The organism is Fretibacterium fastidiosum (assembly GCF_000210715.1).
Classification (GTDB): domain Bacteria; phylum Synergistota; class Synergistia; order Synergistales; family Aminobacteriaceae; genus Fretibacterium; species Fretibacterium fastidiosum.
On the sequence record NC_021038.1, the window covers coordinates 583,352 to 590,532 of the forward strand.

10 protein-coding genes are annotated in these 7,181 nt (G+C 64.2%); 4 read left to right on the top strand and 6 right to left on the bottom strand.

What is annotated here, in order from left to right:
- Positions 1-66: 66 nt before the first annotated feature.
- The 3 genes from SY1_RS02530 to SY1_RS12715 form a co-directional block, all read right to left on the bottom strand.
- The gene (locus SY1_RS02530) at positions 67-1,020 is read right to left on the bottom strand and encodes a hypothetical protein (RefSeq protein WP_015556072.1); all 954 of its coding nucleotides are present in this window, start codon (positions 1,018-1,020) and stop codon (positions 67-69) included.
- 302 nt (positions 1,021-1,322) lie between these two features.
- Positions 1,323-1,499, bottom strand: a complete 177-nt coding sequence (locus SY1_RS02535; protein WP_015556074.1) for a hypothetical protein — start codon at positions 1,497-1,499, stop codon at positions 1,323-1,325.
- 194 nt (positions 1,500-1,693) lie between these two features.
- Complete coding sequence (locus SY1_RS12715; RefSeq protein ID WP_208873954.1) at positions 1,694-1,852, bottom strand: DUF3825 domain-containing protein; 159 nt, start codon at positions 1,850-1,852, stop codon at positions 1,694-1,696.
- 56 nt (positions 1,853-1,908) lie between these two features.
- Between SY1_RS12715 and ggt the strand changes: the two genes are divergently transcribed.
- On the top strand, positions 1,909-3,615 hold the full coding sequence (ggt, locus tag SY1_RS02545) for a gamma-glutamyltransferase (RefSeq protein WP_015556075.1): 1,707 nt from the start codon (positions 1,909-1,911) through the stop codon (positions 3,613-3,615).
- Between the two features lie 107 nt (positions 3,616-3,722).
- On the opposite strand, the gene SY1_RS02550 is transcribed toward ggt, so the two are convergent.
- Positions 3,723-4,634: a peptidylprolyl isomerase gene (locus tag SY1_RS02550; protein ID WP_015556076.1), complete on the bottom strand. Its 912-nt coding sequence runs from the start codon at positions 4,632-4,634 to the stop codon at positions 3,723-3,725.
- A 206-nt stretch (positions 4,635-4,840) separates the two neighbouring features.
- On the opposite strand from SY1_RS02550, the gene SY1_RS02555 reads away from it, so the two are divergent.
- Both SY1_RS02555 and mrtS read left to right on the top strand, forming a co-directional pair.
- Positions 4,841-5,116: a hypothetical protein gene (locus tag SY1_RS02555; protein ID WP_015556077.1), complete on the top strand. Its 276-nt coding sequence runs from the start codon at positions 4,841-4,843 to the stop codon at positions 5,114-5,116.
- 7 nt (positions 5,117-5,123) lie between these two features.
- Positions 5,124-5,669, top strand: a complete 546-nt coding sequence (mrtS, locus tag SY1_RS02560) for a Synerg-CTERM system glutamic-type intramembrane protease MrtS (RefSeq protein ID WP_015556078.1) — start codon at positions 5,124-5,126, stop codon at positions 5,667-5,669.
- A gap of 285 nt (positions 5,670-5,954) precedes the next feature.
- Here mrtS and SY1_RS02565 read toward each other — a convergent pair whose 3' ends face one another.
- A complete protein-coding gene (locus SY1_RS02565; protein ID WP_015556080.1) occupies positions 5,955-6,230 on the bottom strand; it encodes a hypothetical protein in 276 nt (91 codons plus the stop codon).
- 68 nt (positions 6,231-6,298) lie between these two features.
- Here SY1_RS02565 and SY1_RS02570 point away from each other — a divergent pair, with 68 nt between their 5' ends.
- Positions 6,299-6,757: a hypothetical protein gene (locus SY1_RS02570; protein ID WP_208872627.1), complete on the top strand. Its 459-nt coding sequence runs from the start codon at positions 6,299-6,301 to the stop codon at positions 6,755-6,757.
- A gap of 55 nt (positions 6,758-6,812) precedes the next feature.
- Here the strand turns inward: SY1_RS02570 and SY1_RS02575 are convergent.
- On the bottom strand, positions 6,813-7,181 hold a 369-nt coding region (locus tag SY1_RS02575; protein WP_208872628.1), incomplete at its 5' end, for a hypothetical protein.

Below are 7,181 nucleotides of genomic sequence, written 5' to 3' on the forward strand. Positions count from 1 at the left end.
CAATCCATATTAAACGCAAATTGGTATAAGATGCTCCAGGCGTCGTTTCCCACCTCTTTGCCCAAATCAGACGCCCTCCTTTGTCAACAGGGAATCCTCAAGAATTGTTAAAATCGATCCCAGAAGCTCGGCGGGGACGACGATGCCTCTCGGGGAACCGCCGACGGCTTCCCTGCCGCCCCACTCCTTCCCCTCGATCTCCGGAAGGCGGGGAAAGACGTTTTTCAGTCCGCCGCTTCCGAAGGCCCGCTCGGCCACCTCCTTGTTGGGGCAGGACAACATGACATTCCCCACCTTTCGGACATGGGAGACGACGCACCAGTGGCGCCACCCCTCAAGGGACGTGGCGGGGAAGGCCCTCTGCCTGAAGAACTGCACGTCGTACCCCTTGACCGTCGAGGGAGCCACCAGAAGGACCTTGCCCGATGGCCCCGTGACCGCTTTATCGTAATCCTGAAAGGCTTTTTCCCTCCGAGCCCTCTCTCTTTCCTCAAGTTCGCCTGTTTTTCCCTCATAATAAGTAAAATGATTGAAAATATCAAGGAACAGCTGCATCCCATAGAGCCAGCTCCAACCGCTCTTTTTCGTGGACATCATGCCGACTTTCCAGAGACGGATAGCGTTGCCATAGAGCAAGTCTCCGAAGTCCACGCTCAAGGGATCCGTATCCAGCACTCCCACCTCCGGGTTGAGCCTCTCCAGGAGCTTCCGCGGCAGGAGCCCAAGGAGCGTCACTCCCGTCAGCACGCAGTCCGCGTCGGTGTGGTTGACCATCAAGCGAACCGGAGAGTCCGACCCGAGGGTTCCATAAAACTTGAGTGCCGTGACACAGGCCGAAGGAAGGTGCGAGTAGTCGTTATGGTGATCGAGGCATCGAAAGTCAACGAAGGACTTCGTTCCCTCGGCCATCTCGATGGGCACAAAACCTTCCGCGATGCGGTCGGGGATCGTCTCAAGCTCCGGCTGCCAGAGCAACTGGATATTACGCCCCCTGCAGAATGTGTTGAGCAGTTCCGTCATGATGATCTTCCTCCTTCATGATATTCCTGTCGTCTCTGCGGTGCCGCTTGTGCGCCAGGCGCTTCACCCTCCTTCGGGCCGACCTGCTGGATGCCGTGTAGCACCATGAATCGTTCTTGACGCGCGGTTTCATCGTTTTCTCACCCTCGTTTTCTCATCTCTCGATGCCGTTCGCGGCAAAAGCCGTCACGAAACGGACTCCACGGCATAGCGCGTGAGCCTGGAGGTCTTGAGCTCGACCTCGTCGCCCGCTTTCTTTCCCATGAGGGCTTTCCGCCGTGATGACCATGTACTTTTCTCCATCAGCGCTCGGCGTAGGCCAGGAGCTTTTCATAGTACTCCCTGCTCCCGAACATGTCATTCATGATCTTGGTGGTGATGTCCTGCGCGGAGGAAAACACCAGCACCTCGGACAACGTCTCCTCGTTGTCCTCAAGGTACACGGCATTGATTTTAACGCAGATACCCCGGCGCCGCATCGCTACCGCCTCCGACTTGACGCGCTCCAGAAGGATCCCTTTTGAGCGGGTTATGGCGGCGTGGGCCCCTGCTCGACAGCGGGTATGGAGACGTTCACCTTGTCGACGAGTGCCGAAAACTCAGGCCCCTGGGCCTCTGCGTCAAGGTTCGTCTTGCCGGAGAGGGGGGCGTCTCGCTTGTGGTGCTGTTTTTTCTATGGCCTGAGCCACGTGCTGTCCGGCCGCGCAATCAGGCGGGCGTCGTTGTAAGCCATATTGAGCGTTAGACAGGTGTGGCCGAGACACGTGTTTCCTGTTGAGTGTTCGCTGACAACGAGAGCCAGGTCCGGAATGTCTTCGCTGCACAGGCAGATAGAGTGGTGCTATACTAATAAAGTAAAGCAGACATTGAATAAGGAGGTTGTGTGAAATGAAGGTTCTGCGCAGCAGGAAGCTCGCCATTGCAGCGGCGGCGCTGTTCCTGGTCTCGGGCGCATCGGGCGCGCTGGCCGCGCCGCGAAACGAGCTCCTGATCGGCAACGGGAACGGCATGGCCGTCTCGACCCAGCCCCTGGCGGACAAGGCCGGCCAGGACGTTCTGGACAGGGGCGGCAACGCCATTGACGCTGCCGTCGCCGTGGGATACGCGCTGGCGGTGGTCCACCCCCAGGCGGGGAACGTCGGCGGGGGCGGCTTCGCCGTCATCCACACGGCGGACGGCGGTGACTACGCCCTCGACTTCCGTGAGATGGCCCCCGGCGCGGCCACGCGGGACATGTACCTGGACAAGGACGGAAACGTGATCCCCCAGGAGAGCACCCGCACCTACAAGGCCGTGGGCATCCCCGGAACGGTGGCCGGCATGAGCGCCATGCTGGAGCGCTTCGGGACGATGAAGCTGGACCAGCTGATCGCCCCCGCCATCGAGATGGCCGAAAAGGGCTATGAGCTCTCCGAACGCCAGGCGAAGAGCATGGCCGACTTCGCGGACAAGTTCAGGAAGTTCCCCCACTCCCAGGGCTATTTTCTGCACGGGGACGGGACGCCCTACAGGGCGGGGGAGCTCTTCCAACAGGCGGACCTGGCAGCGACGCTGAAGCGCATTGCCGCCGAGGGGCCGAAGGGCTTCTACGAGGGGAAGACGGCGGACCTCATCGAGGCGGACATGAAGGCCAACGACGGCCTGATCACGAAGGAGGACCTGAAGAGGTACGAGGTCAAGTGGCGCGAGCCCAGCACGGCGGACTACCGCGGCTACAAGATCGTCTCCATGTGTCCGCCCTCCAGCGGGGGGGCCATTGTGGCCGAGATCCTGAACGTCGTGGAGAACGCCGACATGAGGGCGCTGGGCTGCCACACCCCGGCTGCGCTGCACGTCATGGCCGAGGCCATGCGCCAGGCCTACGCCGACCGCAGCGAGTACATGGGCGACCCGGACTTCATGAAGGTCCCCGTCGAGGAGTTGACCTCCAAGGCCTACGCCAAAAAGATCTACGACAGGATCGACCCGAAGGGTGCCACCCCCAGCAGCGAGGTCCGTCCGGGCCTGGAGCCCCTGAAGGAGGGCACGAACACCACCCACTACTCCGTCGTGGACAAGATGGGCAACGCCGTGGCCGTCACCTACACCATCAACGAGTCCTGGGGCACGGGGGCTGCGGTGAAGGGCGCGGGCTTCCTGCTGAACAACGAGATGGACGACTTCTCCGCCAAGCCCGGCGTGCCGAACGTCTACGGCCTGGTGGGCGGCGATGCCAACGCCATCGAGCCCTACAAGCGTCCACTGAGCTCCATGAGCCCCTCCATCGTCTCCAGGGACGGCAAGACGGTCCTCGTGGTGGGCAGCCCCGGAGGCAGCCGCATCATCACCACGACCCTGCAGGTGATCCAGAACGTCATCGACTACGACATGCCCCTCAACGAGGCCGTCAGCGCCCCTCGCTTCCACATGCAGTGGCTGCCCGACGAGCTCCGTATCGAGCACGACAACGGCCTATCGGCGTCGGACGTGGAGGCCCTCACGGAAATGGGCTACAAGCTCAGCCTGAAGCCCTACATGGGCGACGTCAACGCCATCCACATCGACCTCAGGACCGGAAAGATCACCGGCAGCCACGATTCCCGCATGGAGTTCTAGCCCCTCAAGAGCCGTCGGGCGCTGCGGCTTCTGGCCGCCTGCCGGACAAAGAGGGGGAAGGCGTGCGCCTTCCCCCTCTGTTCTATCCATGCCGGTCCGACTCGATCCTACTTCGCGTCGTCCGAGGCCGCTTCGGCGGCAGCGTCGTCGGAGACGGGAGCCAGCATCTCGACCTTATAGGCCTTCTTCAGCTCCTCGACCTTCGCCTTGATCCGCTCCTGCTGCTGCTGGCCGGTCAGATCCTGAAGGATCTGGTCCTTTACGTCGTCGAAGGGGATGAGCTGAGCCGGCGTGCGCCCCTCGAGCCGGATGATGTGCCATCCGAACGGCGACTTGACGGGCTCCGAGACGTCCCCCGGCTCCTTCAGGGCGAAGGCGGCGTCGGAGAACTCGGGGACCATCTGCTCCTTCGTGAACTCGCCCAGATCGCCGCCCTGCGGGGCGGAGGGGCAGAGCGAGAGCTTCTTCGCCTCCTCGTCGAAGGACGCGCCGGCCTTGAGGTCCGCCTGTACCCTGGCGATGGTGTCCGCGCTGGTGGCGTCGTCGCTGATCAGGATGTGGCGGGCGTGGATGCGCTCCGGCTGGGTGAACTGGTCCTTGTGCTCGTCGTAGAACTTCTGAGCCTCCTCCTCCGTCGCCTTGACGTCCTTCACGGCGTTCCGCATGGCGCGCTGGGCCAGGCTCTGGGTGCGGACGCGGGCCATGAAGTCGATGAAGTCCTGCTCCCCGTCCAGCTTCTCCTTCTCGGCCTCGAGCGAAAACAGGTACATGGAGACGATCTCGTCCAGGATGAGCTGACGCCCCTGGGGGTTCCCGTACATCATCATGCCCTGGGGCCCCATGGACTGAAGGACCGCGTTGACGTCCGCTTCCGTGATCTCCCGGCCCTCGACGCGGGCCAGGACCTGGTTCTCCTCGGTCGGCTTCGGCGCCTCGGTCGCCGCCCAGGCCGCGCAGGCCGCCGCGAGGACCGCCACGCCGAAGACCGCCGCGAACTTCAACTTGAACTGCTTACTCATGTTCTCTTCCTCCCTGCTGTTTTATCCCGCAAGGCGGGACATCTCAAAAAAAACCGCATACGTTTAGGGATTCTAACACAAAGTCCCCTGCAGGACAGACGATAAACTGCGTATCCGTCCCGTTGTATAATACAGGCGAGGACGCCGGAGGACGGCCGCGCCGTTTCCCGTCTTGTGCTTTACACTGGACCGAGGAGGACGAGCTCATGCGCTTGATCGACACAAGGGTAATTTTGGGGCTGTCTTTATGGATTCTGGGCTTTGCCCTCATGACCGCCGGCTGGCTTGTCGACGCGCTCTTTGAGGGGTGGGGACGGATCCCCTCCAAGGTCCTCTACAAGCTGGGGGCGCTCATCGTCGCCGTGCCGGTGATCGTCCTCTTGTGGAGGGCCTCGCGCCTACTCTACGTCCACCGCATCGACATCGTCCTCGGCATCAACAACGCCGCGAGCTTCCTCACCGAAGCCATGAAGTCCCTCTAACCTCCCCATGCACGGGATATTGACGGCCGCAGCCGGCCTGGCCGCCGCGGCCTTCATGCTCTACTTCCCCTACACCTGGTGCCGCCTCAGGGGGGAGGACGAGCGGGACTTCGGGTTGAAGTGGTTCATGGGGCGAGGCGCATGGCGGGACGTGGCGCTGGCCCTCGTCCTGACCCTCGTCCCCCTGACCGTCGTCTCCATGCACTGGCCGGTCGAGTGGGGCGGGCCGGGCCCCAGGAGCCTGACGCCGTGGCAGGCGCTGGACAGCCTGGGGGGCGGGGTGGCGGCGGCCTTCATCGAGGAGACGTTCTTTCGCGGCTGGCTCCAGACGCTGACGGTGCGCCGGTGGGGGCCGTGGGCGGGCATCCCCCTGGCGACGCTGGCCTTCGCGCTCATCCACCTCGTGACCCTCGTCGGATGGCTGCGCGTGGCGACGTTCTTTCCGGGGCTCGTGATGGGGTGGCTGCGCTGGCGCCACGGCTCCGTTCTGCCCTCCATCCTCTACCACGCCCTGTGCAACGTCTGGGCCGTCTGGTGGGCTCCGATCCCGTAGATGCCCCTCAATTTCAGGAGGTTTGATCGTCGTGAAGAGAACCCTTGCGGTGCTGCTGTTTCTGGCCCTGCTTGCGCTCCCCGCGCGGGGGGCCGACCGACGGGAGACGCTTGAGCTGCGCGTCCCCATGAAGGTCGGCGAAAGCGTGACGGCCCTCATGCCGGACGGCTCGGAGGTGACCCTGGGGCGGGTCCTAATGACCCCCGTCAAGACGAACTGGCCGGCCTACACCGCCAGCAAGTGGTGCGCGCCGGCGACGGTCTGCGCCACGGCCGTGAACGCCATTCACCTGCTGGTGGACGTGGAGGAGGGGCGCGGACGCATCCTGAGCCTCGTCCCTGCGGTGACCGTGGCCCCTGCCGCGGCGGCAGGGGCCTTCTTCTCCCTGGACGCGGCTGCCGGCACGGGGCCCTTCGGCGGCTTCGCGCCCCTGGTGGGCTCCCCCGTCACTATCTTGGGGAAGGACGGCGAGAGGCCCCTGGACGGGACGCCGCAGGAGGGGGAGACGCTGGTGATCCGATCGCCCCTGCCCCGCCGTCCACGGGACTGGATGGTGGACATCGAGAACCGCCCCGGCGGGCGCGTCATCGTGTGGGGGGGCCGACGGGCCCCGCGTCGAGGCCCGCGTCGTGCGCCCCATCGGGGGCGTCGGGCGCTTCGGGGGGACGCAGTTTCAGGGCCGCGGCCGAATCCGCGCCTCCCACGCGGGCGTCATCGACATCGCGACGGCCTCCAGGGACCAGGTGGGGGGCATCCAGATCATGCCGCTGATCCACGCCCTCACCTCCCACGAGATGGCCAACGCCTGGAAGTTGACCCAGTGGATGATCCTGGCCCCGCTGCCGGGCCGCGAGCTTGCGGGGACCCCGCCGCTCTTCAAAAACGCCTTCGTCCCCGGAACGCAGCTCGAGGACCGGCTGGAGGACTGGTGGAGTACCTACGGGCGCAGGCCCCTGGCCCTCTGCCGCCTGGACGGCGGCCCATGGACCCGCCTTCCGGACGTCTCCGGGCGCGTGGACGACGCGCTCCGGAACGTGACGCACCTCCGCATCTACTTCCCCTTCTGGGACGAGCCCCTGAAGCCGTAGGGTCACGGTCGGCTGCCCCAACCGCGGAGCCCGTCGGGCCCATGGAAATGCCCGCTCAACGAACCGTCCTCTCGAACACCCGCACGTCCGACGAGGTCCCGTCCTTGAAGAGCAGCTGTGCGGAGGCGCAGGCGACGACGTCCTCCTCGCTCGTCAGCAATTCATAGATGCCCTGCTCCTTGAGCTCCAGAATCTCTTTCATGGTCATCTCCGTGTCCGGCGTTCTGGTGTTGATGCCGTACACGATGCCCGAGACGACGTCGAGAACTTCGTCGCTGAAAAGGCCGGGGTCGATCGTGACGAAGGTCGTTCCCTCTCCCTCCCGTTGCGGCTCCGCCAGGCGATAGACCGAGAGCCATTCGTCTATGAAGCGGAGGGCCCAGTCCTTGCCGTTCTCGAAACGCACCGCGTCCAGGTCGAAACT

Excerpts from the sequence above, each read along its gene's own strand:
- SY1_RS02530 (WP_015556072.1), bottom strand. The coding sequence starts at position 1,020 with ATGACGGAACTGCTCAACACATTCTGCAGGGGGCGTAATATCCAGTTG.
- SY1_RS02535 (WP_015556074.1), bottom strand. The coding sequence starts at position 1,499 with ATGCGGCGCCGGGGTATCTGCGTTAAAATCAATGCCGTGTACCTTGAG.
- ggt (WP_015556075.1), top strand. The coding sequence starts at position 1,909 with ATGAAGGTTCTGCGCAGCAGGAAGCTCGCCATTGCAGCGGCGGCGCTG.
- SY1_RS02550 (WP_015556076.1), bottom strand. The coding sequence starts at position 4,634 with ATGAGTAAGCAGTTCAAGTTGAAGTTCGCGGCGGTCTTCGGCGTGGCG.
- SY1_RS02555 (WP_015556077.1), top strand. The coding sequence starts at position 4,841 with ATGCGCTTGATCGACACAAGGGTAATTTTGGGGCTGTCTTTATGGATT.
- mrtS (WP_015556078.1), top strand. The coding sequence starts at position 5,124 with ATGCACGGGATATTGACGGCCGCAGCCGGCCTGGCCGCCGCGGCCTTC.
- SY1_RS02565 (WP_015556080.1), bottom strand. The coding sequence starts at position 6,230 with ATGTCCACCATCCAGTCCCGTGGACGGCGGGGCAGGGGCGATCGGATC.